Source organism: Salegentibacter lacus, from assembly GCF_020164555.1.
Classification (GTDB): domain Bacteria; phylum Bacteroidota; class Bacteroidia; order Flavobacteriales; family Flavobacteriaceae; genus Salegentibacter; species Salegentibacter lacus.
This window is the reverse complement of the sequence record NZ_JAIQZB010000014.1, coordinates 1-24,135: the sequence shown is the minus strand read 5'-3', so window position 1 is coordinate 24,135 and position 24,135 is coordinate 1. Positions and strand designations below refer to the sequence as shown.

General features: G+C 36.3%; 18 protein-coding genes and 1 pseudogene. 7 read left to right on the top strand and 12 right to left on the bottom strand.

From position 1 onward, the window contains the following. The first annotated feature begins 364 nt into the window (after positions 1 to 364). Positions 365 to 724: pseudogene (locus LB465_RS12300) on the top strand (N-acetylmuramoyl-L-alanine amidase family protein). A 129-nt stretch (positions 725 to 853) separates the two neighbouring features. Here the strand turns inward: LB465_RS12300 and LB465_RS12295 are convergent. The 7 genes from LB465_RS12295 to LB465_RS12265 all read right to left on the bottom strand — a co-directional run bounded on the left by LB465_RS12295 (position 854) and on the right by LB465_RS12265 (position 9,629). Next, positions 854 to 3,319, bottom strand: coding sequence for a S8 family peptidase (locus LB465_RS12295; protein WP_224470167.1), 2,466 nt, complete (start codon positions 3,317 to 3,319; stop codon positions 854 to 856). Positions 3,320 to 3,326: 7 nt separating this feature from the next. After that, a complete protein-coding gene (locus LB465_RS12290; protein WP_224470166.1) occupies positions 3,327 to 4,310 on the bottom strand; it encodes an AAA family ATPase in 984 nt (327 codons plus the stop codon). Positions 4,311 to 4,374: 64 nt separating this feature from the next. Then, complete coding sequence (locus tag LB465_RS12285) at positions 4,375 to 5,037, bottom strand: ATPase (protein WP_224470165.1); 663 nt, start codon at positions 5,035 to 5,037, stop codon at positions 4,375 to 4,377. Next, positions 5,021 to 5,740, bottom strand: coding sequence for a hypothetical protein (locus LB465_RS12280; RefSeq protein WP_224470164.1), 720 nt, complete (start codon positions 5,738 to 5,740; stop codon positions 5,021 to 5,023). The genes LB465_RS12285 and LB465_RS12280 overlap by 17 nt, the downstream gene beginning before the upstream one ends. A gap of 3 nt (positions 5,741 to 5,743) precedes the next feature. Continuing rightward, positions 5,744 to 6,025, bottom strand: a complete 282-nt coding sequence (locus LB465_RS12275) for a helix-turn-helix domain-containing protein (protein ID WP_224470163.1) — start codon at positions 6,023 to 6,025, stop codon at positions 5,744 to 5,746. A 252-nt stretch (positions 6,026 to 6,277) separates the two neighbouring features. Next, complete coding sequence (locus LB465_RS12270; RefSeq protein ID WP_224470162.1) at positions 6,278 to 7,111, bottom strand: RteC domain-containing protein; 834 nt, start codon at positions 7,109 to 7,111, stop codon at positions 6,278 to 6,280. Between the two features lie 100 nt (positions 7,112 to 7,211). Continuing rightward, entirely contained in the window at positions 7,212 to 9,629 is a 2,418-nt protein-coding gene (locus LB465_RS12265) for a bifunctional aminotransferase class I/II-fold pyridoxal phosphate-dependent enzyme/GNAT family N-acetyltransferase (RefSeq protein WP_224470161.1), read from the bottom strand. Between the two features lie 224 nt (positions 9,630 to 9,853). On the opposite strand from LB465_RS12265, the gene LB465_RS12260 reads away from it, so the two are divergent. The 3 genes from LB465_RS12260 to LB465_RS12250 all read left to right on the top strand — a co-directional run bounded on the left by LB465_RS12260 (position 9,854) and on the right by LB465_RS12250 (position 11,678). Next, a complete protein-coding gene (locus LB465_RS12260) occupies positions 9,854 to 10,225 on the top strand; it encodes a DUF7793 family protein (protein WP_224470160.1) in 372 nt (123 codons plus the stop codon). 21 nt (positions 10,226 to 10,246) lie between these two features. Further along, entirely contained in the window at positions 10,247 to 11,170 is a 924-nt protein-coding gene (locus tag LB465_RS12255; RefSeq protein ID WP_224470159.1) for a helix-turn-helix domain-containing protein, read from the top strand. Positions 11,171 to 11,387: 217 nt separating this feature from the next. Continuing rightward, a complete protein-coding gene (locus LB465_RS12250; RefSeq protein ID WP_224470158.1) occupies positions 11,388 to 11,678 on the top strand; it encodes a DUF6520 family protein in 291 nt (96 codons plus the stop codon). Positions 11,679 to 11,749: 71 nt separating this feature from the next. Here LB465_RS12250 and LB465_RS12245 read toward each other — a convergent pair whose 3' ends face one another. From LB465_RS12245 to LB465_RS12235, 3 genes are read right to left on the bottom strand one after another with little or no spacing between them, the layout of a single operon-like run. Next, a complete protein-coding gene (locus LB465_RS12245) occupies positions 11,750 to 14,599 on the bottom strand; it encodes a M16 family metallopeptidase (RefSeq protein WP_224470157.1) in 2,850 nt (949 codons plus the stop codon). A 3-nt stretch (positions 14,600 to 14,602) separates the two neighbouring features. Beyond that, positions 14,603 to 15,997, bottom strand: coding sequence for a RagB/SusD family nutrient uptake outer membrane protein (locus tag LB465_RS12240; RefSeq protein WP_224470156.1), 1,395 nt, complete (start codon positions 15,995 to 15,997; stop codon positions 14,603 to 14,605). Positions 15,998 to 16,006: 9 nt separating this feature from the next. After that, entirely contained in the window at positions 16,007 to 18,994 is a 2,988-nt protein-coding gene (locus LB465_RS12235) for a SusC/RagA family TonB-linked outer membrane protein (RefSeq protein WP_224470155.1), read from the bottom strand. A gap of 1,066 nt (positions 18,995 to 20,060) precedes the next feature. Here LB465_RS12235 and LB465_RS12230 point away from each other — a divergent pair. Together LB465_RS12230 and LB465_RS12225 are read left to right on the top strand one after the other, a co-directional pair. Then, positions 20,061 to 20,414, top strand: a complete 354-nt coding sequence (locus LB465_RS12230) for a helix-turn-helix domain-containing protein (protein WP_224470154.1) — start codon at positions 20,061 to 20,063, stop codon at positions 20,412 to 20,414. 259 nt (positions 20,415 to 20,673) lie between these two features. Next, the gene (locus tag LB465_RS12225; protein WP_224470153.1) at positions 20,674 to 22,038 is read left to right on the top strand and encodes an ATP-binding protein; all 1,365 of its coding nucleotides are present in this window, start codon (positions 20,674 to 20,676) and stop codon (positions 22,036 to 22,038) included. A 7-nt stretch (positions 22,039 to 22,045) separates the two neighbouring features. Here LB465_RS12225 and LB465_RS12220 read toward each other — a convergent pair whose 3' ends face one another. Continuing rightward, positions 22,046 to 23,218 carry an IS4 family transposase gene (locus LB465_RS12220; RefSeq protein ID WP_224470152.1) on the bottom strand — a complete coding sequence of 391 codons (1,173 nt, stop codon included), beginning with the start codon at positions 23,216 to 23,218 and terminating at the stop codon, positions 22,046 to 22,048. Between the two features lie 90 nt (positions 23,219 to 23,308). Between LB465_RS12220 and LB465_RS12215 the strand changes: the two genes are divergently transcribed. Next, the gene (locus LB465_RS12215; RefSeq protein ID WP_224470151.1) at positions 23,309 to 23,803 is read left to right on the top strand and encodes a TOPRIM nucleotidyl transferase/hydrolase domain-containing protein; all 495 of its coding nucleotides are present in this window, start codon (positions 23,309 to 23,311) and stop codon (positions 23,801 to 23,803) included. A 115-nt stretch (positions 23,804 to 23,918) separates the two neighbouring features. On the opposite strand, the gene LB465_RS12210 is transcribed toward LB465_RS12215, so the two are convergent. Next, positions 23,919 to 24,135, bottom strand: a 217-nt coding sequence (locus LB465_RS12210) for an IS66 family transposase (protein WP_224470150.1), incomplete at its 5' end; no start/stop codon positions are given.

Below are 24,135 nucleotides of genomic sequence, written 5' to 3'. Positions count from 1 at the left end.
AATTAGGAATTCAAGGACTTAAATAATTGAAAATCAGTAAATTGTGAATAAAATATTATTTGCAGTTAGTTGATTTTCAATGCTTTCATTTGGCATTAAATTTTATGGGATTTTAAAAGTGGGTTGTTAATAACTTGAAATGTGGAAAGGGGAGGAGGGGACAAAAACGTCAATTTTGTGATTTTGTTCCTGAATATGTGTATCAATTTTGACAAGAACCGGCAACCAGAAAACGAATTGTTATTGATGTTGGACACAGGAGAAAAGAATCCGGTGCCATCGGAATAAATGGCATTAAATAAACAGATGTGGTACTGGATATAACCTTGGAGCTTTAAGGCTCAACGAAAAGTCATAAAAACCAGTGGATATTTATTTGATCCGGTATAGCGATACGCTTATTTCCTTATCGGATAGAACGAAGTTGACGAAGTCACTTAATGCGGATTTGTTTATTTCCTTACACTGCAATCATTTTAATACTCCTACTGCACGAGGGATTGAAGTTTATGTGGACAGCACTATATCACAGTATTCCAAAAATTCTATTTGGTTTGCTTATTAATTACAGAACCAGTTTATAAAGCAAATAGGGCTTGAAAGTAGGGGCGTGAAGTTTGCTAATTTTCAGGTGTTGCGGGAAACTGTTGATTATAGCCCTTCTTTCCTATTGGAATTAGGATTTTTGAGTAATTGGGATGAGGAAAAATCTTGTAAACTCTAAAAATATTACACTCTTGCCAAATATCATCTTTGTATCAATGACAAAACAATTAAGCCTTGAAAAAATTATTTCAAAAATCTTAAGTAGCATAAAAGAAATTTTAAAAACGACCTTTGAGGTTATAATTTCTTAGATCAAAATTTCAATTTGATTAAGCACTGGATTATAAAGATCAATCGTGCTGTCTGGAGATTCAATAGATAGTATTAAACTGTACCTGACTTGATTATTGTATCGTAACAGTTTCTTTCTGGTACGCCACCAACCATTAACTGGAAAAATGGCGACTACATTTCTAGTAGCTAAATCAGCAGCAGTTCCTTTCCATATATCTTTGTGAACTGAGCCCTTGTCCCTGACTTTATTACCAATAATCCAGCTTTCACCGGAATAGGAGCCATTTTGATCCTCCATTCTTGCCTCGCGATTTACCCTTTCCCGAAAACGTTCGATGGATTCCCCTGAATCAATCATTTTAAAACGCAGACCGTGGGATTGGTAATAGTATGATTTGCTATATTGCTTGTTGCCAGGATTTGGTTCAATAAAGTAGCATAAGGTGGCCGTAAGGGTCACTTCACTATCAAATAAACTGGTTAGAACATCAACAGGCCAAGGTAAATTGTGTAAATGCATTTGATTAGTCTTAACCGTACCGTCATCAAGTATAAAAGGACTTAAAGATTCTTGCGCAATAAGTGTAAGTGAATTATTTGCACTTCTCACAGCTTTTTGAAAATCGGGAACACCATACCCAAAGGTTCTTAGTAGATTGATTTGCTCGGTTTTGTTTAATTCCTGTATCGCCCTATTGCCAAGCATTTCGGTTGTCCAATCTGCTGAATGAATAAGAAGCCCTTTTATGGTTTCAGGCCATAATGTTGGGTATTGGGAGGTCAGCATTGCGGCATATCTTGAAGCCAAAGCTGTAGCACCACTGGTATCACCAAAACTGTAAAGTGGTTCGGTTCTAAAATTTTTTCCCACGGAAAGTATTCGTAAAGAATCAGGGTCAATGATACCATCGTTATGAATACCATAATTGCCACCTTCCATAACCAGTTCTGGCTTTAAAGCCCAACTATTCTCCCAAATTAGAGAAGTACTGTTGCTTGGTGACATTCCTCCGGCTGGTACTAAAGGGGTTGCTCCATTAAATTGACTTTGGTCAATGATAGTTTTTTGAGTGAATGAACCAACGGTAAGCGCATTGAAAGCTTGGGCAGGGTCGTGTATAGATTCTTCAAAGTTCTTTTGCGGATATTCAGAAACATCAAATATAACAGTGTTTCCGCTAGAAACGCAAAACAACGATTTGTCATCGGATGTACCCTCCTCACCAAACGCAATTTTATCTACCGAGCTTGACCACGACGATGGCTTACCTTTATCACGTCCATCAGTAGCGGTTACAGCCATTGCAAGAACTCGCTTATTGTTCGGGTTGAGAATTATGGCTCTGGAAATAGCTTCTTCTGTTACCGCACCGTATAATTCAGGTTGATGTGGATTGTTGGGATGAATTAATTTGATAGATTCTAGACGGTGAAATATTTCAATATTTGAGGTGTCTTGCAATAAATCGGTAAGGTCGCCGTACAATGCAATTCCGGCCATAGGTGTTCCGTGACCGTGGGAATGTGTGTCGGCATTTCCCCATTCAGAGTTCACGGAATCTAAATTTTCTTCTGGAATAAAATCTTGTAACAAGGTGTGACCTCGATTTACACCCGTGTCCAATAAGCAGATAATTATGGAATCATCCGTGGTTCTATTGAGCGTCCTATTTTTTAGGTCTTCAACCCAATCGTTGGCATCGTCATTATTTAATCCTGTGAAAAAATCGGCAGCCTCTTTGGGTTTTCTTAATTCTGCCAGTTTATCAGTATATAACAGACTCGTTGATAGTTCTCTTGCGGTACATCGAATCATACGAACAATGTGTTCTGGGAATAACAATCTACGTTCGGCAACCACAATAATATTATCCACAAGCATATTTATCACGTCCTCATCTTCCCGGATGTCGTCTTGAGTATTGTCCCGTCTAAACCAAACTTCCCACCAAACTTCTTCATCCAAGTCAGGAAAATCGATTTCATCTTCTTGCCAAAAACTGGCTAAAGTAGCTTGTTGTATATTAGCAATATTGTTGAGTAACTTTGTATGTCTAGGGTTTCCGGAATCACTGTCCTTCTCAGGATTTAGATAGGCTTCAATTTTTCTTAGGAATTTAGATATTCCATTAGTATTTAAAAAGACACAAGCTTTATAGCGTTCGTGTTCTTGACCATCAATTATTACTTTTTCCAATTTTGACGACACAAAACGATGGTCGCCACTTCTACCATCTTCAAAGCTATCGAAAGCCAAAAGGCAATCTCTTTCAGAAATAAACTCCAGATATACAAAATCAGTATCTATATTTTGCCTAAACGCCATTTCAGCCATTTGAAGCTGATTGCGTAAAGCATTACCGTGGGTGTTTCTATTTCTTCCAATTGGCGTCACTCTGTCCCTCCCTGTGCTTGGGCTTGTATAGGACTCGGTAGATGTATACCCAGAAAGAATTATATGTTCTAAATTTCTAGGCATTTATGAATTAAAATTGGGTCTTTTTGTTTTTAATAAATTTGAGAAGAGTAGTTGAAGATACTTTGTCTGTATTGTGTACAATCATTTCCTTAATAGCGTCCTTACACGCATTAGAAACATCTGCAAAACTAAGGCCTACGGCTTCTTTGGCAAGAGCACTAACAGTTTTGCCTTTAGTGAGTGAGTATCCTCTAAGTTGAACCTTAATGAGTTCAGCAATTTCCTTATCTTTTGGTAATGGATATTGTATAATATCATCAAATCTTCGGAAGAGTGCTTTATCAAGAGATTCAGGAATATTGGTAGCTGCTATCAATAAACTATTGGACTGGTCTTGCTCAATATTCATTAGAAAGCTATTTAGAACACGCTTGATTTCCCCAACATCGTTCCCATAACTACGGTTAGAACCAATCGAATCAAATTCATCAAATAGATAAACAGCTCTATGTTGGTACATAGAATCAAATATTAATTTGAGTTTTCCAATGGATTCACCCATATACCTACTAATCAATCCATCTAAACGTATGATAAAAAGAGGTATTTCCAAGTCGCCGGCAATTGCTTTGGCTGTCATTGTTTTTCCACAGCCCGGTGGTCCAACAAGCATTAATTTCCTTCTTGGTTCTAAGTTGTGTTGTAAAAGTTGATCAAATTTCTGCTGTTCGGAAAGAATACGTTTGATTGCTTCTGACACTTGTTCGGTCAAAACCATATCCTTTGTTTTTATATGCGGACGGTATACCTCAAGTAAATCTTTTAACTCACGTTGAGCCTCGTTGACGGGAAGAATTCTTGTTTTGGAAACTGAATCTAACTTTCGCTTGGACTTGATTTTTTCAATAAGTTCTTTAAGTTCTTCAGCTAATTTTGTATGACCTTTCTTAGCTTCAGCAGCGGCAATCTGCATTGCTGTGGTGTAAAAACGGTTGTCATCTTCATCACCAAAACTCTGTAATAGTGCTTTTATTTTTTCTGCTGCTGCCAATTATTTTTTAACAAATGTAATGAATTGGAAATAATTTATATTTGAATCTCAGCTTTAAAATATTTCACTTCCTCTTATCCCAAGCATTTTGATCAAAAGCTACCAAATTAAACAATTCACGCATCCGGCTGCGAACACGGTTACCGTAACGTTCTTCCAATTCTTCAGCATTCAAATTAGTGGTTGCATGAGTTTTGAGTTTTCCATTTGTTTCCAGAAAAAGTTCATACCTCGATAGCAGTACCTCGCCCATAACATTTAAATCCTTACCGTAAAACCTGCCGAATGGTTCCACACCTAGGTCGTCAAAACAGAAATATTTTGAATTACCGTAGTCTTCGATAGTTTTATATCCCAAATGATTAAAACTAAAGGTCACATTTCGACAAGGAATCATTTCATAAGGGCGTTGTGCTGGAACCAGGTGCCTTAATAATTTCATTAAAGAGGTTTTACCGCAGCCCACCGGTCCTGAAAGTAAGATTCCTTTATTGATATCAATGTCAAATTTTTTACAAGTAGCTTCATCCCGTATGAAGTACGATGTAAGTTTTAATAAAACAGCCTTATCTTTTTTATAAATTTTAAAGTGTTTACCAAATAGCAGCTTTCCTTTTGTATTGAGATAAACCAAGATTTTAGAGAAGTCGTAATGTACACAAGTCCCATCAAATTTGCCCAGGGAATACTCAACGCCACCTTCAGTTATTTTAGAGGGATTGTCCATAATCTTTATTTTTAGTGGTTCGCAGGTTGTCCCTGAAATAGGATGCTTGCTTTTTATCTAACTTATTTTTTTCTTTCATAAGCGCTTTTTGATGGACCCAATATTTTGCTAAAGCTCTCCAATCTCTCACCTCAGAACCATCGCTTGTTTGCCACTGCCTGTCTTCATAGTACTCGTAGAACTCTTTTGCATATTCCGGATTAAAATTTTTATTACTAAAAAAATCCAGTACCACCTTCAAACTGTTTGGATGTTTATTATGTTTTATTGGTTTAGTATTGTTTATAGTAGATACCAATACTTGTCCACTGACGGGACGCTGCTGGTCTACTACTTGTTCCTTTATGGGATGGTAGCGTTCTGCAAGTTGTTCTAATTTGGGATCGTAATGGGCTTCCTCAGGTTCATCACTTGTCCCAATAATGGACATCTTGATTTTACTGCCTTTGTATGGGTTATTGGAAGGAAAGTATTCCAGGTAACTCCAGGCATTCAGATCGGTTATACATCTGTGATAGGTAGATTTTGAACCTATCTTTGAAGCATTCATTAAATCTCTGCGGTTTACAAAAAAATCCGATGCAAATCTGCTGCTATTCCATTCCTGGAATAAGGCCATATACAAGCTGATATGCGTTGGATTTAGACGGTCATCAAAATAGAATTTTTCAAAAGCGGCGTTTAGAAGTTTTATGTAATTCATCGCTTAATATTCTAAATGATGTACACGGTTCTCTTCCATGACCTTCTGGATTTCCTGGGCATCGTAATAAATGATTCCGCCTATCTTGGTGTAGGGTAGCGTACCCTTTATTCGTAAATTCTGAAGTGTTCCCGGACTTATTTGTAAATAATCCATTACCTCTGCAGATTTCAGGTACTTTTTTATTTTACCTGATTTTTGCTGGTTCAGCAGTTTTTTAATGTCTTCGAGTAACTCCATTTTGAAATCCTGAAGATCGTCTGTAGTAATAATTGATGTTGGCATAATAGAACAAATTTTATGGCTCGGAACATTGCAATTGGTAGTTCCTGACCTGGTTTAATAATTGTTCTATAAAATTGGTGCTCTTCCAGGGTATTTATTCCCTACTTCTTTCGTAGTACGAAAAAGTTTAACGTTTAATAGAAAACGATGAGGATTGATTTAATTTGAGGTCCAGGTAGGAGGGAAGAAGTAGGAATTCTATGTAAAATTAATGGAGAGCTGATTTTCGTAGTTACGACTTACTTCGAAAATTTACTTTTCATCATCCTGGCGCATTTTTGCTTCCAGGTTGCCAGCGATTTGGTATAGGTATTTGGCTCTTGGATCTTTTCTGGCTCTCATCTCACTATAAGTTTTATGATAATTATCGAGCTTAATATTAAAAAAGTCTTCAAAGGCAGAGATAAGCGTTTTAAGGTCTGCAGTTCCGTGGTTGATATCCCCTTTAAGGTATAAACTATAGATTACTTCTACTAAAGAAGTTTTGGATCCGGACCATCGTAATAAATTTGGTTGACGTTCCCGGAAATTCCCACTGCTTCCGGGCTGTATCAATTCTAATTTCTCTCGAATATAATGGATGTACCGGTATAAAGCCTGGATCTTAGACCAAAGCATATCGTGGCTAGTCGAAAATTCAGGATTTTGATAATAGTTAATAGTTGGGCTAAAGGAGAAATCCATCTTTCCACTGCGACTGAAAAACTGCGGATCCAGGTAATTGTGGTTTTGCTCCATATAGTTGACAAAACTGTTATTTTCAGAAAAAAATCTATTGATCTTTTTAATCTCCTTTTCCAAGTAACGAACTTTATGAGAGTTACCGGCTTTCGGGAGCTTTAATTCACAAGACCTCACTTCGGTAAAATAAATAAGATAGCTCATAGGGAAAGGTTTTATGTTTTTAAAAAACTCGATTTCTGCTTGAGTATTTTCAAAATCATCCTTATCTACTTGCTTTTGTAATTTAGAAAGAATTTTAATACATAAATTAATGCCATCTTCAGCTTTCTTCAAATCAGATTTACCTGACTGAATTAGGCTTTCAACATTTTCGCTGAATATCGACATTGTTTTCTCGAACATGAGATTTGTATTTAATGAAAACAAATAATGCCTCTGCTGTGCTATTTTCAATACGGCTTTTTAAAAGGGTAAATATTAAAAAATATGCTTCAAAGGGGGGTTAATCTTTTTGTAGCCAATCTAAAGCTTCAAGACTGAAGTTGTCATCCGCCTGAACATAGGCTATTTTAGGTATTAAAGTGGCTCCCAATTTCTTTTTTTCAAAGCTGGCACTAAAGCCAAATTTAATTTTTTCGAATTTTAAAGTTCCGGCCGTTTTTATTGTCTGGTATAATAGCTGGCGATAGATATTGAATTTTTCATTATATCCATAATCCATCCCTACAAAAGCGGGTATAAAAGTTTTTCCGGATCGCGTTATAAACATCACGCCTACGATCTTATCCGATGCGTTAGGACTATCTGCTTTAAGATATAATGTTAGAAAATCCCACTTCGGACTTTTAACCATTTCAGAAAACAGCTTTTTAGGAAATTTAAAAATGTTAATTCCTAAATTGTTACTCCAAACTTCTTCAAACAACGTATAAAATTTGTCAATTTCTTCGGGAGTAGGTGAGATTACAATCCTGGTTTGAAAATAATTCTCAAATGCCTTGATATCCTTGTTGAAATGTTTCCTGGAGCGTTTGCTGAGTGTAGAAATATATTGTTCTTCATTTCGCCAGTTGAAATTGGCAATTTCACAGGAGTCGGGCATATCTATGGATATGAATCCTTGCTCGTGAAAGAAAGTGTTCAACGTATTTGTTTTTTCAAAATCCCTTAAAATGATAAGTTTAGCCCCCACCTTAGTCTTTATTTCATCAAGTTTCTTTAGAAATAACCGCATCGAGCGAATATGTAAAGGATGTTCATCGTCTAAAAACAAATGAGCTCCCTCTGAAAAAACCGAGCCTAAGGATAGAACCATATCGGTCATATAATAGGGATCCTCTTCACGCATTTCTTCGATGACTCTTGAGGTATTAGCATCAGAAAGCATATCATTTTTTAAAAGCGCACTGGTAAGAGATGCTGCCAAAACAATTTTACCTTTTTTATCCTTTATCGTAATGTAATGGAATCCCCAATTATGCTCCTTTAAATTATTACTGGTAAAGACTTTCTCCAAAAAATTAAGGCCATCCCAGTCAAATGTACCCTTTCCGGAAAAACAGGTGTCCCACTCAGCTTTATTTATCTGCTGAATTGTTTCCGTAGATTCCAGATTTAGTTCCTCAATTTGTGTTCCTATAGTATTATTTTTTTCAGTTTCCTGAATTCCAAATGATTTATAAATCCTGGTTAAATCAGTATGAGTTTCCTCCATAGCCAGGGGAAAGTAATAACTCATAGCATCTACCAATGCCTGGATATCCTTCAATTCATTATGCCTGGAAATCGTTATTCTAACCCCGGTATTCTTAACCGGAACGGCCGGGAATAACCCAAGGTTTACAAAAAATCCGGCATTCATCATTTTGCTTACAAAATTATACCCTGTGGCCGGTAGCCCCGTACCAATGTAAAATACCGGGGAAGCATTTTTGTGTACCAGCGGCAAATCTGATAACTCCAGTAAATGATTGAAGTAATTTATTTTTCGCTCCAAATCTGATTGTAAATCATAGATCTCCGGGGATAAATGAATATCGGCTGAAGCAGTTGCAGCAGCAACTGAAGCAGGCTCTAGTTGGGCTGAAAATGTTAATGGTCCTCCGAAATTCTTTATCTTTTTATGTAATTTCTTATCAGGGCAAACCAGAATGGCGCCACTAGCTCCAAAAGTTTTACTCAGAGTACCAAACAATAGTATATTTTGTGGAAGATCTTTCAATACGGACATCACATAGCCAGAACCGTTTTTTCCTTTCCAGCTCATTCCATGGACATCATCAATGTAAAGATGTAATTGCGCATACTTTTTGGATAACTCCATCAGGTCATGTAACGGGGCAAAATCCCCGTACATAGAATAAACCCCGTCCGCCATATACCAAATTTTATTAGCTTTATTTCTTAAGTCTTTGATATAGTGTTCCAGCATTTCCATATTGCTATGTCTGATCATTCTTACTGTTACCCCTTTTGATTTTAAAACCTCCGTGGCACTTTGTACACTCCAATGCACCTGGTGATCCAGGATTACCGCATCACCAGCTCTTACAGCAGTGGGAATTACTGCTAAATGGCCAAGTGTACTATTTTTAGTGATGAGTATGGGGTGCTGGTACATTTGGAAAATTTTTTCTTCCAACGGCGCATAAAGCGGATGTGAAATGTATGTTTTGGATAACGGAAACTGGGTTCCGTATTTTTCAATAGCATTTATTGCTGCCATTTTTAACCTTTTATCTTGTTCAAGGCCCAGGTAACCCGTAGTACCGAAGTGATAGGAAGGTTTGCCGTTAATGGTGATACGCCGTCCGTTTAATTCCTTGCCTTCTGCATGGAGGTGGATTATCCCCGCATTGGTTGCATTAGTGACTACTTCATCAACCGTATCCAGGAAATTATTGTGTTTAATCTTAGCCATAACTTTGATATGAAAATTTCCTTTTCAAGCTATGATAAATATCTATTGTAATTCTGACCATTATAATAAAAGGTCTTTTCAGAACAGTTATACGGCTTTTCGTTCAAATACCATTAAATCCTATGAGAATAACTTTATAACATAGTATATAAAATCAAGGAAGATGTTCTGGTAAGACGTATTGAAATTTTATTCTATATTAGTGATATCCAAATTATTACGGGATGGTTGTGGATGGTACTTATGCAAAAATGTGGATTTCCAATGGGATCCTCTACTTTGTCTATAAAGAAATTTATGAGATCAATAGGAGTATGGCCAAACAGATCGTAAGCCAGCGGTTACAGCTGCAGAATGAAAATTCATATCCTATATTTTGTGATCTAAGGGCCGTCACCATTGCACAGAAACAAGCCAGGGATTATTTAGCCATTGAAGGTGCATATATGACCACCGCACTAGCCCTGCTTGTAGAAGATGAGCACGCCATGGTAATCACTCAATTATTTATAAAAACAAACAGCCCGGCTTATCCTACCCGGGTATTTACTAATAAGGAAGAAGCGCTTTCGTTCTTGCAAGACTATAAAAAGTAACCCTTCAATAAAACAATAATTATGAAAAAAGAAATTAGCAATGAGGAGAAAATGAGATTCAATTCTCTGTATCAGCAAATCATCGAAATTGCCTGTGGTAATTTTATGTTTCGCCAGGAGCCATCCGGTCGTAGAGATCCATTAGATACTGTTGCAGTATTACTCAATATGATGTCCGAGGAAATTTATAATTCCTGTTTTAAACCCCAGCAACGTGGAGAACATCCGGAATTTCATTTTTCAATATTCCTGGATAAAAATTATCATATAACTTCCTATACTTTTGAAACTCCCAAGATCCTGAAATGGGATGAAAAAAAAATTGATAGGCCAGTTTCAGAAATTCTTTCCAATAATTCTGTGAATGTTTTAAAAGAGGAACTTGAATCAAATGGTGAAAAACCCTATCAGCGATTAATTTCTTTAGACTTTATTACTGAAAATAAAAGCCTATATAGAACTCCCAGTACTATCCAAAAGATGACGGGCATTAATTCAGACTGTTCTTATGTGATTACTGCTTTTCGTTTCGAAAATAAAGATGATGAGGACGAGAAAGATAGTAAGACCGCCCGGTCTTCAGGATCAGGAAAGAAAGAAAGTGCCGCAACAAAAATACTGTTAAAACAAGTGCGTCTCTATATTCTCCGGAATCTACATACGGAACTGCCCTCCCTTAAGGAATTAGGACTTATTCACCGTACGAATAAAACCAAGCTCAAAGAAGAATTCAAGAAAATGTATGGGACTACGATACCCCGGTTCCATATGAAAAAAAGACTCGAAAAAGGTGCCCTTTTAATTCGAAGTACGGAATTACCTATTTCCATAATTATGCAGAAGTGCGGTTTTAAGGATCATTCGCATTTTTCTAAAAATTTTCGGCTTCAATATGGTCAGACCCCTTCGCAGTATAGAATGGAAAATGCCTGGACCATTCAATAGCAGAACAGTTTTACGGCTTTAGCAACCATTTTCTTTGAGGTTATTTGATGAAATTTACTATTGTAAATGATAGTAGCCTTAAGCTTATACTACTTTCAATTTTCAGTATTGCACTGAAATTTTACACCATAAAAGAAACGTTTTAAATCTTTTTGCGCAGAAAGTAGGAGAAGCCGAAAATCCTTCAAAGAGTAGGTATATATTAAAACTTTATATTATGAAATATTTAAAAATGATTTTACCGATGTTGGCAATAATATTTGCCATAGGATTGACCTTTGCAAGCGTTAATTCTGAGCCAAAGCCAGAAGTACAAACTGCTGATTTTATCTATCTGGGTAATGATAATTGGCAGTCGATACCTGAGCAGGAGTGCCAGGGAACCGAGGAAAACTGTCGAGTTCAGATTGGTGCAGCGGGACCTGTCTATGATGTCTATGATGAAATGGATCTTAGTACAGTAAAATTAAGCCCTCCGGGTCAAGCGCCTACCGTAATTAATCTTTAGGATTATAAAGTAGATTTGTAATATTACCCCATAGTAGAGTAGCTACTATGGGGTAATTATTTAAAATAGAATTATTCCATTTTTACCTCGTGCATGTATTCTGGTTTTAAATATGTTTTAGCTGTTTGAATGATTTCCTTAAAAGTTAGGTCTTTGAGATAATTTTCTATAGTTGATGATGCTATCGGAGGTTCCTCAAATCTGTAATATCGATACAACTTTTTCGCAATATAAGAAGGCTGATTTAGTGCCTGGGGTGTGTAAATGGATCTTATTCTGTTTTTTTGATTTTTAAAAACTTTCTCCGGCACATTACCCTTTTTTAATTTTTCAATTATATTATTTGTTTTATCTCTTATGATAGGTAATTGTTCAGGTAGGCAGCTGAAACGGAACTGTACTTCAAATCGCTGTGTCCTTCTATCAAAATAGGCGCCAGCACTAATTGTATATAATGAAAGTTCCTCTTTATCCCTTAAGTCATATATTAAACTATTAAGCATTTGGCCTAGTACCCTAATCTTTAGTTCTTCTTTCCAAACTTTTTTGTCTGGAGGATTATGAACAAATCTTATTCCATAAAATGAATTTTCTGTTTCATAAAGGTCTGAGGCGCTTAGCTCATAATATTTGGGACCATCAGGTATCTCAATTGCTTTGTTTTTATCAGTACAAATTGTTTTTGAATTGGAGGGAATATTTCCTACATATTTCTGAAAAGCGGTGAGCACTGCATCACTATCAAAATCACCTGTAACAATAAAAGTGAAGTTCCCTATATTCCCAAATAGTTCTTGATAATTTCTATGTGCTACATTAAGATTTACCCTTTGAGATGCTTTTACCAAATCTGAGGCTATGGGAAGCCTTGTGGAGTCTCTCGTTACTTTCTTCAAAGCATCAATAAGGTCCTTTGAGGGGTTTATAATATATCTAGCATCCTGTAAATATCCTTTTTTCCAGTTTTCAAAAGCTGCCTGGTCTTTACGGGGTTTTGTAAAATATAAATATAAAAGCTGAAGAAATTTATTTAGTTCTTTAATAGATACTTCAGATTCAAAACCACTTTCATTACTGAAGATATAAGGATCAAAACCCAATTTTATTGATTGCGTGTTTTCATAAAATTTTTTTAAATCCTTCTTTTCATAAGATCCGACTCCTGAACTTTTAATAATTGATGTAGCAAACATTGTACTGTTGTATTCTTCTTTCGGAAAACAAGAAGCCCCAAATGGTGAAAATCCCCGGATAGTTAAAGTGTTGGAATTTTTGCTTTTCATTGGTTTTAGGATGAGTTTTGCCCCATTCTTTAGTGAATAAATTTCAGTATCTAATTTGCCTGGTTCGGCTTTCAATTTTTTACCATTTGGCAGTGAATCCATTTGGTTTTGGCTCAATAATCTTTTTATTTCAGATTTAGGTTTATATGGAAACACTTTTTCCATAGCTTTTTTCTTAATTATTTCCTGGGTCTTTTCTTTTGAGGAAAAAGGAGATTCGCTGTCCTCAGGAAATATCAAGCCCATCTTATCCGGTGAAGGTTTTATTATTTCTTTTATTAGACGATTTATTTCCTCTTTGGAAAGTTTTGATAGCCAATTTATAATGATTTCCTTTTTATTAGACGGCAGGGTTTGGTCGTTTACAAAATACCTCTCTATTTCTTTTACCCAATATGGGCTTTCCGAAGTATTATAAGATTCTAGGGTTTCTAAACTATTATCTTTGGCATTTTCAAATTCTTCTTCTGTAATTCCATATTCTACAAATTGTCTTAAAATATATAAAGTATTTTCCAGCGCTACTTTTTCATATTGCAATTCAGTATTGATAGTAATAGTTAACATATCTGGTGGGATATTCCAAACAGGGGTATATGAACTATAGATAGTTGTTCTATCGTCTATCTTAGAATTTTCATTAAACCTCGTTTTAAGTATATCCGTAACAATTTCTCCTTGTATTTGTCTTTGTAGTCTGCCCAACCCTTCATCCTTTTTTTTGTCGACCTTATGCTTATAAAAAAGATACATGTTGACAGCTTTAAACTCATATGCAGAATTTCCATTTGAATTTCGCACAACGCTTGTGAAATTCTTTTCAATCTTTGGATTACTTTGTTCCTTTCCTTTGGGTTCTACTTTATTTTCTGAGGACTTTAATTCCTGGAAAATGGATTTAATGTTTTCTTCTAGTTGTTCAGTATTTTCTATATTCCCAGCAATTATCACAGCCATTCGCTGCGGTTGATACCATTTATTATAAAATTTTTGTAAATCCTGGTGCGGAAAATTTCTATTATGTGAAGAAAAAGATTTTTTGCTATTAACTATAGAGAAGAGTGTGCTGTGCACATCATTGTACGCTGTTGTTTGAGCACGACTGGCCACACCACCTCGATATTCCTGCAGTAGTACACCTCTTTCCCTATCTATACTTTTTTTGGTAAGGTCCAGACCTGAAGCAATGTCTTTAAACCAGAGTAAACCAGTATTTATTGCCTTCTCATTTTCATAGGGAACATTATAGAAATATCGTGTAACCCCGGCGCCTGTTCTTCCGTAAATATCATACATATTCATTCCAAACTGGCTCAATATTTTAGAATTATTTTTAAGACCATCAGGGAAATTAGCGCTCGGTCTAAATGATAGATGTTCAATATGATGAGCGAAATTTAACTCATGTTGTTGCTCATCATGGGATCCTACTTTTACTAGAAAATTCATGGTTATTTGTTGATTAGAATTTTCCAGAGGTTTTATAAAATAAGTAAGGCCATTGTCTAATACACCTGTTCTTATGCTTTTATCCAGAGTCAAACTATCCTCAGAATTACGGTAGGCAGTTTGTGCTAACACTGGTAAAACCCATAAGAATATCAAGCTCCAGACTACTAATGTTTTTAATGATTTCATAAGTTAATATCCAGGGTTTTGAGTTAGGTTAGGGTTCTTTATTCTTTCATCTGCTGGGATAGGATAGCGCAGGTCGGTTTCTTCCCATAATGGATTATTCTCCCAAATATGTTCATACCTGCCTGTTCTCTTAAGATCTAACCATCTATGGCCCCATTCGGTAAATATTTCTTTGCTACGTTGCTCCATTAATTCATCAAGGAGTACTTCAGTTTCGAGATTATCCGTATTGGAAAGTGGTGCCAGACCTGCTCTATTTCGAATTGTATTAATATCTTCTATTGCACCGGTAAAATTGTCTTGCATAAGTCTGGCCTCAGCCCTTATTAAAAACTGTTCGGCTAATCGTAGCACCATGGAATACTCCGTACTTGGCTGCTCATTACTATTCCATATTTTATATTTAAAAGGGAAGTAAGCGTTAAGGCTTTCATTATAGCTGATCCAGGTTGACAATCGAAGATCCTCCTCACTGAAATTTTCGATAAAATTTTCATCTAATTTTACACTTGCCAGGAATGAGAAAACAGGATCTATGATAAAAAAATTACCTTCATTGGTATGTGTTGTTGCCGCTCCGCTTCCTACAGGTGATATCTGCCATATAGCTTCCTGGCTGTTAGCTAGAAAAACATCATTCAACTCTTCTAATAAAATATAGGAGTTATTCGAAATAACTTGACTGCTCAACTCTTCAGCCTTTTGCCACTGCTGGTTATAAAGATGAACCCTGGCCAGCAAAGCCATAGCCGTATACCTATTAACTTTGGTCCGTATATCCTGGTTTTCGCTCGTTAAAACTTCAATTGCATCCTCTAAATCCAGTATGATTTGCGTATAAATTTCCTCGGAATAAGTTCGAGAAGCAAGTTCATTTTGCTCGTAGTCAGTGGTGAGTACAAGTGGAACATCCCCGTAAAGATTAACTAAATAGAAATACGTAAAGGCCCTCACGAATTTAGCCTCCCCCTGTAACTGATTTTTAACTTCTGAACTTATTTTTTCCGAAGATTGTAACCCTTCCAAAAAAGCATTCGTCATATAAATCATATTATAGGCACTGGTCCAAAGAAATAGGTTTGAGGTATTCTCAGGAGTGATTTCATGCTGTTGGAATTCCATTCGGGTGAGGTTCGTTTCCCTGATGTTTTTAAGGAGGTTTCCTGAGAGGGCACCTAAAACTGTTACGCTATACTGTGTCCCATTACTAAAAGAGGATCGGAATAACTCGTTATAGATTCCTGTCATAGCGCTTTTAGCTGTTTCTTCACTACTAAAAACATCATCTCTTATTATTTTATAATCGGGGGCATCAACCTCCACAAAATCTTCGCAGGCAATTAAAATGGAAGCGAGAAAAACTACAATTATCTGTTTTATTCTTTTTTTAATGAACATAATTTTTGATTAAAAGTTAAATTGAAGACCGGCAGTTACTGTCCGAAGGTTTCCAAATGAAGTGCTGGAATATGATAGTTCAGGATCTAAACCTTCGTAAGGAGAGATTGTAAACAAGTTCTGCCCCGTAAGAAAAATTTTTCCGTCCCTTAATCCAAATGATTGCAGAAGACTTCCTGGTAAATTATATCCTAGCGAAAATGTTTTTAACCGTAAGAAGGAAGCATCCTGGATAGCTAAATTTGAATTTATAGCATTGTTATAAGCTTGATTGGTGGCTGGTAACTGAGATATTCTTTGGTAATCTTCGTTTGAATTTAAAGCGTCTAAAACCACATCCCGTTGATTGGTAGGTCTACCGGCATTAAAAAAGGAAACCATACCTTCATGTTTTACATACTGTAATAAGAACTGGAGGCTAAAATTTTTAAAACTGAGGTTGTTATTTATTCCGCCGTAATATTCTCTGGTTAAATCCTGGATTACCACCCGGTCTTCATAATCAAAACTTCCATCACCATTAATATCCGCAATTTGATATAATCCCGTTTCTGGATCAATTCCTTCATATCTATATAAAAGTGATATGTTTACAGGATGACCAATTCGATAAGTATTTGCATACGAAGACTGTTCAATTTCCGGATAACTTACTAAGCTGTTTTTCGGGATACTAAAATTCAATGAAGTCTGCCAGCGAAAATCATCTGAGTTAAAATTCAAAGAAGATATTTCCACTTCCCAACCGCTATTTTCTACCGTGGCAGGAAGATTTGCCTGAACGGTATTGAACCCCGTAATAGCGGGCAAGGGATATCCTACCAATTGGTTTGAAGAACGGTTGCGGTACCAGCTTATCCCAAGATTCAGTTTGTCTTTGAAAATACCTAATTCCAGTGCGGCTTCCAACTTTTTGTTAACTTCCCATGAAAATGAGGGGTTAGCCAGGGAAACGGGGTATAATCCTCCAGGGCCAGGGGTTGCCTCGTATGAATCCAGGTAACCGTAATCACCAATTTGATCATTTCCAGTACTACCATAACTACCCCTTAATTTTCCAAATGACAGAAATGATAGCGCATTTTTAATTAGCTCTTCCTCTGTAAAAATCCAGGCTGCACCTATTGCTCCGAAATTCGCAAAACGATTTTCCGGACCGAAGCGCGAAGAGCCGTCACGTCGCCCTGTGAAATTTATAAATATTTTCCTCTTCCAGTTTGTTCCTATCCGGGCAAAGACTGCAGCATATCTGTACTGGTTTGTTTGGCTTGAAGCATTAATTACCCGTTCAGCTGCATCTAAATTGCCAATAAGTGATTCCGTTACATAACCGGATCCCTGGTATCTAACCTGGCTATTCGTATTTTCCTGAAAGGTTCCACCTATTATAGCATCTAAATTGACATCACCGAAATTGTCATTAAAGATCAACTGAGGTTCAAGAATCCAGGATTTTCTATGGGAATTTAAATGAAAAGAATTGTTAGGTTCTCCTGCCGAAGGATTATACGACCTGCCTGGGCGTTTCATTAATTCCTGACTTTCATAATATGTATAACCGGCATTTAATCGTACCTGTAGGTTATTTAGAATTTGGTAGGATAAACCAAGGTTTGACAATAAATTGTTGGTTTCCGTTCTGCCGCGATTATAGTAACCGGCCAGAGGGTTTTCTAAATCTGCTACTGCCCATTCTTCCCAATTTAAACTACCATCTTCAGTAAAAAGATCAGGTGCATTTGGAGGCAATAAAACTGTTGACGAACTTATACTATTGCTCCAGAAAAGATCATTTATATCCACCCCGTAATTCGCAGAAAAATTGAGTTTTAGTTTTTCATCTTCAGATGAATGGTCAAGGTTAAAATTACCAGTTATTTTATTGTAAGTATTATCTCCTGGATAGACCGTGCCCTGAGAAAAATAAGAGCCACCTAATCTAAAGAAAGTTTTATCGCTCCCTCCTGAAAAGGAAATATTGGCATTGGTGGTTTCAGCAGTTCCACCATAAAAGAAGTCTTGCCAGTCGGTGTAGCGATCCTGATCCCACGTTACCAAATCATAAGCATTTTGTGCTGTAGGTTCAACCCCGTCGTTTTCAAAAGCTGCTCTTCTTACTTCCAGATATTCTTCGGTATTTAATAGGTCCAGCCGATTGGGAACTGTGGCTACGCCGGTATAAAACCTGGCTTCGAGACCTGTTCCACGTTGTTTCCCGGTTTTAGTGGTAATCAAAACAACTCCGTTAGCTCCACGCGACCCGTATATAGCAGTAGCATCGGCATCCTTTAAAACTTCAATACTCTCTATGTTAGAAACATTTAAGTTATTGAGTGGGTCGATACCAGCCGTTCCTATAATTGAATTGGTTTCTACCGGTGTAGAATTTATTGGAACCCCGTCAATAATATATAAAGGGTAGTTTCCTTCTTCACGAAGGCTGTTTGTGCCCCTTATTCGGATAGTTGAAGCGGTGCCGGGATTACTGCCTCCCGGAGTTATTTCTACCCCGGCCATTCTCCCTTGTAAGGCTTGTATTGGGCTCACCACCGGTTGCAGTTCTATTTCCTCTGCAGTAACTTTAGAAATATTCCCTGTTTGTTCCCTTTCAGTAGTGGTATAATAACCAGCATTAATTTTTACTTCGCCAAGTGAGGCAACATCTTCTTCTAATTGAACATTTATCTCTGCATTATTTTCTACCGCGATTTCTACAGTTCTGAAACCTATATAGGAAAAAACCAAAATGCCTTTGGCAGGAGCAGTGATGTTATACTCGCCATCCAGGTTAGTTACTGTTCCTCTATTGGTATTTTTAACCTTTACGGTCACGCCTGGAATAGGAAGGCCGTTTTTATCTTCTACTAAACCCGAGACTTCTTGCTCTTGCAAGGGAAGGGTAGTGGTTGCTGCTTGTGCAGCTTTGGACAGGAAGAAGAGTATCCCGCCCAGAATAATTAGTGCCACCCATTTAAGGCGCGAATAATTATTTTTCATAATTTCGTGTGGTATTTAAATGAAACATTGTTTTATTTAAGCTTAGGCCTTCCCCACTCAGACGCCAATCTTTAGTAAGGGAAGGCTTTTTAGCTTATAACCTTTATAAAGGCTAATTCAAATTTTTCTTCAATAGCAATTTCTTTTTTAAAAACCTAACGCCCCTATGCGTTAGCACCTATTAACCCAAATCTATATTCCCAGTGCCCCAAAGAGGCCCCGCCCAAAGCTGTTAGAAATTATAGGGCATCAAAAAACAGCAACCCACGGGATTATTTATAAGAATTCCTTGATCCCGCAATCAAGAATTATTGAATACAGTAATAGCTACTGCCGACCACTTTGGCCTATTAAAATGTAAGAGCAAAAAACCGGCTCCGCTTACCTATGAAATAAGAATTCGTATTTGCACGAAGAGAAAAAACCTACTACATTTATAGCAGTGCGAATAACTATATTATTGTAGTGGCCTAAATCCCTATCGCTACCCTATTTTGTTAACTCTTGGATAGCGGGCCGGTATAACCGGGCAAAAGGCAGGGCTTTTTACTACCGGTTACGCCCACATTATTCTGGCGCACATATTATGTTCTTTAAGATAGATTGAAGGGGATGTGATTGTACCTGTTCGGGATCACAATGGGTGATGCCTGCGACTAATGATTTGCAACAGAGGTGCTTTGATAGATTTGCTTTACTCGTTTTCATAATATTGACTTTTATTATGTAAACGATGTATACTCAGGAAGCCAGTGAAGTGCTTTAATGATTAAAAACCAATAAAGCGAGCCTCAATGCTTTAACGTGGTACCGTCAAGAACCGCCAAGCCGAAACTTGGTTCCCCAAAGACTAACATGAGACCCGCCCATTGGTTTATATCGCAAAGATATAAATTCCAATAGACAGCGAGCTCACGGTCTACTCATAGGGAAAATTGACGGTTTTCGTTCATGAGTGACATCGTATTAAGAGAGAGCTAAAAACTCTTTCTTCTAATTGTCGCTTATATAACTGAAACAAAGATAATAACAAAAAACAAACGCTCCAAATAATCGGAGCATAATTATGGAAAATTTTTCAGTTAAAATATCCAGACTTGACTACGAAATTATAAATCGAGTTCGAAGATTACGGGAGAAAAATGACATTTCTCAACGCCAGTTAAGTGAGCTTATGAATTTAAGTAAAAGCTTTGTAGGAAAAGTTGAGGCTTTAGGACAACCCGACAAATACAGTATTAGACATTTAGCTTTAATCGCAAAAGCATTAAAGCTGAAATCCTTATGTGAACTTTTGCCAAAGTTCATTCCAAAAGAAGATATTATTGAGATTAAATATCAAAAAATCCCAAAACAAAATAAGAATGGGAGCAAAAGCAAACAATTAGAAGAAAGAATTATAGAGATACATTCTATGTAATGCTTCATTCTTAAGTCGCTCAAATGGTCAATCAGATTTAGACTAGTTTGCCAAGATCCTCAAATCTAAAAAAATAACCCGCCTAATATTCTTGGATATGCTATTATATTTTTCTTCCCACTTACGGTTTTCCGTAATTTCCTTTGAGTAAATATGGTTAGTTTTATAAAATTGAGTTTATCCCGGTATTCTTCTTATTAAATGGGTATTTTAAGCGGGATATAACGAGTTGTAGCCAATACCATAAGAAACCTAACCAATGAAATTAGAAAAAGTAAAAATCAAAAATTTTAGAGGGTACAAAGATGATACTGAAATACCAATATCAAATTTAACTTCATTCATAGGGAAAAATGATGCAGGGAAATCAACTATTTTAGAAGCTCTTGAAATCTTCTTTAATAACTCATTAGTGAATTGCGAGAAAGAAGATTTGAATATAAATGCTGCTGATAAAAATATTGAGATCTCTTGTACATTTTCAGATTTTCCAGATGAAATAATTATTGACGCTGCCAATCCTACTTCATTAGAAGCTGAAAAACTTTTAAATTCTGGTGGAAAATTAGAAATTAAAAAGGTATTTACTGCAACTGCTGCAAAACCTAAAGAGAAAGTTTTTATTGTATGCAATCACCCTTCTGCAGAGAATGCAGGTGATTTATTAGCTCTAAAAAGAACTGAACTAAAAAAAAGAGCGGAATCCCTTGAGATTGGTAAGGATAATTACAACGCAAGTATAAATTCATCAATAAGAAAAGCAATCTGGGAATCATTCCAAGATTTAGAAATTCAGGAGACGGAACTTTTAGTAGATAAAGAAGACACCAAAAAAGTCTATGATACTTTAAAAAATTATCTTCCGATTTATGCTTTATTTCAATCTGACAGACAAAGTAAAGATGATGACAAGGAAGTAACAGACCCGATGAAAATAGCAGTTCGACAGGCGTTATCTGAATTGGATGATGAGATTGAACATATTAAAGAACAAGTCAGGAATAAAGCTATAAATACGGCAAAAAGAACATTGAAAAAGTTAAAAGAGATGTCACCAGATTTAGCTGACGAATTAAATCCTGAATTTAAAACCGAACCTAAATTTGATAGTCAATTTAAATTAACAATTAAATCAGAAGACGACATTCCGATAAACAAAAGAGGCAGTGGCGTAAGAAGACTAATTCTATTAAATTTTTTCAGAGCAGAAGCAGAAAGATTAAGAGAACAAAACGATGGAAGTCAAATAATTTTCGCCTTTGAAGAACCAGAGACCTCTCAACATCCGGATCATCAAGAAATGTTGATTCAAGCATTTATGGATTTATCAAATACTGGTAATTCTCAGATTATTTTGACAACACATACACCAGTATTAGCAGGGCTACTTCCATTAGATAGTTTAAGGTTTATTGAAAAAGACGGTAACAACAGAAAAATTGAACTAGGAACAGATGAAGTATTTGAAAAAATTGCTGTTACACTAGGAGTTTTGCCAAACCCTGTAGATAAAAATGCGTCTGCAATGCTTCTTTTAGAAGGAAAAAGTGATGTTTCATTCGTGAAACATACTGCGTTGGAATTAAAAACTGCAGGTCATATAGATCATACTTTTGATCACTAGTGTCCGGTTATAAATCAAACATTTCTAGTTGGTTATAATCGTCATTAATATTGTTTCTGTATTCTTTATTGTTAAGTAATTGATTTACAGTTACTTTCTCAAAGAGGCTAATACTCAAAATTTGTAAAATAGTGTAAAGTTCAAGCTCTATTTTCAGTCTTTTCTTCATAATTGCAATTATCAGATAGGCACTTACTGCTATCCATATTTGGGTATAAACCGCATTCAAGCTTGTTCCAAAAAAACTCTTGATTCTCAGATGTTGCTTAATCCATTTGAAAAATAATTCGATTTTCCATCTTTCTTTATATAGCTCAGCAATAATCGTTGCTTGGTAGGTGAAATTATTAGTTAAAAAAACTAAAGTTTTCCCTGTCTCTTTATCAAAATATTTGATCCTCCGGAGTTTTTCTGGATATTTCTGCTTGCTATAAAACCCCGTGAGCTTTATGATCTGATCACACTTAAACCCCAAGGTTTTATCCACCTTGTTAGAATAAACCCTTCTGTAATTAAAATTGCGTTTTTCCCGAATCACAAAAAAACTCAAACATTCATTTAAATGGTAAAGCCGCTCAAAGTCAAGATAAGCCCTGTCCATAATATAAAAAGCACCTGGCTCTAAGGTCAAAGCATCCAGAATATTTACATCGTGCACTTTACCATCCGTAATCTCAATAAAAGTGGGAATATTGCCTCTTAAATCCAATTGGGTATGCATTTTAACAGCTGCCTTATTTTTTCGGAATTTGGCCCATGGAAACAGGGATAAACACAAATCAATGGTACTACTGTCCAAGGCATAGGCAATTTCATCGATGTTTACAGAAAAATTATGGTCTTCCTTATAAAGTTCCCGGGCTTCTCCTATCAGGAGCTGTGCAATTTCAGCATAAATACGCCAATCCCGTTTTTCATTGGCATCTGATAAGGTGGATCGCTTCACTTTACTTTTCACTCCGCTGTGATAGAGTTTACCAGAGATTGCAGCCAAACACGACTCTATATCTCGTAAGCTTTCACGATAGGTGAACTGGGCAAACATCATCACGATAAATTGTTCCCAGCAAGTAAAACTCCTGACCCTATAATTGCCATTATACTTCGCTACACATTTGTCAAACTCATATTTGGATATAAAATCCAAAACCTGTGATAAAATTGTCCTGCCTTTATTCATCCGGCAAAGCTCCAATCATTTTCCCTAATTCAATTTCAAATCGAAAAATATTTCAATGAACGTTTATCCTTTATATAGTAATACTTCCCAATGATTCACATACTCCTTAACCGGACACTAGTGACTTTTGATGATAAAAAAATAGCTTTAGTACCAATTGGTGGCTGTGGCAACTTAAAACATTGGCGCACATTACAATTAGCAGAACAATTTGAAATTCCATATTGTGTATTACTAGATTCAGACAAAGGAACTCCTGAAGAACAAAAAAATATTGAACAAATAGAAGAGTTAAGACAGGATGGAATTAAAGCTTACGTTACTCGAAAAAGAGAACCTGAAAATTATATTCATAAAGATTGTTTAAGCCTTCGAGAAGGTAATAACTTATCCATAACGGACACTTGCGATGCCAAAGTTTTAATAGCAAATGAAACTTCAACTAAAAAGTCGATAATTTTAGAAACCTTTTGGACTAGAATGACAGTTGACCAGATTAGAGAAATGGAAAAGTACAGCGAAGAAGGAAATGACAGATATGAATTCACAGAAATGTTTTCAGACCTATTAACAGTTGCAGATTAATGGTACTGGCTACAACATCGGTTCCTATAGTAAATAGCGGGTTTTGCCGAAAAAGTGTAATTTAGAAATCTAGGAAACTAAAGGTTAAGCCGATAAATTCGTGTCCCTATTCCCGCTACTTGTCCATAACCGTAACCTTGTAGCCAATTTGAAAGACAAAATTTGATTTAATGAAATTCCCACTTGCCGAAGTAAATATTGAGAAATGTGTGCTGCCTTTTTTATCACTATCCAGCACCTTAATCGGACTTTCGTCGGCCTGGATGTACCCGTCTTCCAGTATTTTTTGCTTCAAGGTATTATAGAGGGGTTCCAGTAACTGGCAACAACTC